This window comes from Kineococcus vitellinus (assembly GCF_009906315.1).
Classification (GTDB): Bacteria; Actinomycetota; Actinomycetes; order Actinomycetales; family Kineococcaceae; genus Kineococcus; species Kineococcus vitellinus.
Window position 1 is genome coordinate 1 of sequence record NZ_JAAALL010000457.1, and the last position, 2257, is coordinate 2257.

Genomic DNA, 2257 nt, shown 5'->3' on the forward strand with positions numbered 1-2257 from the left:
CCCGCGGCGCGGCGGGCTCCTCGCCGTCCGGGGCGCCGGGGGAGGTCAGCGCGTCGACGCGGGCGAGGCAGGCGTAGTTGGCGCGCCCCTTCAGCAGCGCGTACGTGAAGGTGCGTCCGCCCACGCGCGGCAGCAGCCGGGCCAGCAGCGGCAGGTCCTCGGTGACGACCTGCTCGGAGAGCTGCTTGGTCGCGGTGGAGACCACCGCGCGCTCGCCGCGCGCCAGGACCGGCACGAGGTAGCCCAGGGTCTTGCCGGTGCCCGTGCCCGCCTGCGCGAGCAGGTGCCGCCGCTGGGCGAGCGCGTGCTCGACGGCGGCGGCCAGGCGCTCCTGCTGGGGGCGCGACTCGCCCCCGGAGCGCTCGGCGACGAGGGCGCGCAGCAGCGCCGTCGCACCGGCCGGGACCTGCGCCGCCCGCGCCGCCGCGCCCGCGCCGGAACTCCGGTGGGGCACCGCGCCGGAGATCGTGCCGGGGCTCGCGGCGCAGCCGTCGGCGCCGCCCGCCGCGCAGGTGCTGTGCGGGGGTTCCTGCCGGGTGCAGGTGCAGGACGCGCTCACTCAGTTCTCCCACGGGCCGGGTGCTCGAGGACAGGTGTACGCCACGGCTGCGACACGGGGCCGGCGGCGCGCCCACCGGCCGCGTCGCGCAGCGGCGGGCGGGCGCGGGGAGGGTCGTGTCGGTGCCCGGGTGCACCCTGGGGACGTCCCGGTGCAGCAGCGGCCGCGCCCCGTGCGCGGAAGCGGCGCACCGGCTCGTGTCGGACCCGAGCGGCACACTGGTGTTCGGCACCACAGCGGCTCGCACCGGTCGCAGCACCACCGGCGCGGGCACCACCTGACAGGTCATTGCGGAAACAGGACATCGAAGGCACCGCCGCCGGTCACCCGGTGCAGCGGGTCGCAGAACGAGGAGTTGGGCAGGATGGCCAAGCCGTTCGTCTCCCACGACGGGGTTGACGCGCAGGGCGTGCGCGCCGAGGTGTGGGTGCAGGTGGGCACCGGCACCGTCACGAAGATCGAGAACAAGGACGACGACGTGAAGCGCAACGTCATGGTCGTCATCAAGAGCGACAACACCAGGGTCAGCCGCCCGGTCACGGCGTGGCTGGCCAAGAACGACCCGACCTACCCGGCGGTGCTCGCCGCCCACGAGTCCGGCCGGGAGATCCAGTACCGGGTGGAGTCCCAGCGCAAGCCCACCGTCGACCGCACCACCCCGATCGCGGAGCTGCGCGTGGACATGGCCACCGCCGGCGCCAACACGGTGAGCATCTTCGCGGGCATCGACGGGCAGCTCGGCGCCGAGGCGGTCACCGACCCGGCGGAGGACCCGAACCCCGGCGGCCGCCTGCGCGCCGCGCCGGGCGCCTCGTCCCGGGACGCCTCGCACGGGCAGGTCCCCGCCGCTCCCGCCGCCTCCGCCGAGGCGGCGCTGACGGCCCTGGCCACCGCCCGCCAGGCGGGTCTGCCCGTCGGCGTCGTGGACGCCGCCGCGGCCCTCGCGCTGGCCGCGGGCGCCAGCGCCAAGCAGGTCGCCGAGGCCGGTTTCGTCGGGCAGGCGCCCACCCCGCGCGGCGAGCGCCGCCGCGCCTTCGCCCACGAGGCGGCGCCGCACGTGGCGCTGAACTCCGACCAGCGCGTCAACCTCGGCTCCTACGCGGTGCAGGCCGCCTTCAGCGCCGAGAAGGTCGCCCACGACGTGCTGGCCGAGGCCGCGCAGCGCGCCTGCGAGGCGCACGACGCGGCCGTGGCCGCCGGGGAGCTGCAGGAGGAGCCGCTCGGGGCCCCGGCCCCGGTCAGCCTCGCCCAGGCCGCCGGCCTGGCCGGGGTGCTGCTGGAGCTGGCGGACCGGGTCCAGGTGGGCGCGTACGGCGGCGGGCGCCCGGACCGGATGGCCAACAGCCACACCCGGGCCCGCTCGCTGGTCTACGACGCCGTGCGCACCCGCCACCCGGTGCCCTTCGGCGTCGAGGTCGCCGAGCGCGAGGCGTGGATGCGCGCCGTCGTCGCCGAGGGCGTCGAGCGCTTCCGCGCCCTCGCGACGATCTCGCAGCAGGTGGCCGAGGTCCCGCTCGCCGTCCACGAGGACGGGCACCACGACACCGGGAACGGTGACGGCGGGAACCACGACGGTGACCACGACGGCGGCGGGGACGGCGGGGGCCAGGCGCTCCCCCGCACCGGCCCGCAGGCTCCGGCCACCGGCGCGGAGGGTGCCTCCGCGCCCACCCCGCCCACTCCGCCCACCCAGCAGGC

At 77.6% G+C, this 2257-nt stretch carries 1 protein-coding gene and 1 pseudogene; one reads left to right on the forward strand and one right to left on the reverse strand.

The window, feature by feature from the left end; all coding sequences use genetic code 11:
* Positions 1 to 559, reverse strand: a 559-nt coding sequence (locus GTQ99_RS27310) for a DEAD/DEAH box helicase (protein WP_166617878.1), incomplete at its 3' end; no start/stop codon positions are given.
* Between the two features lie 364 nt (positions 560 to 923).
* Here GTQ99_RS27310 and GTQ99_RS22365 point away from each other — a divergent pair.
* Positions 924 to 2257 (forward strand): annotated as a pseudogene (locus GTQ99_RS22365) (hypothetical protein); the annotation flags it as partial.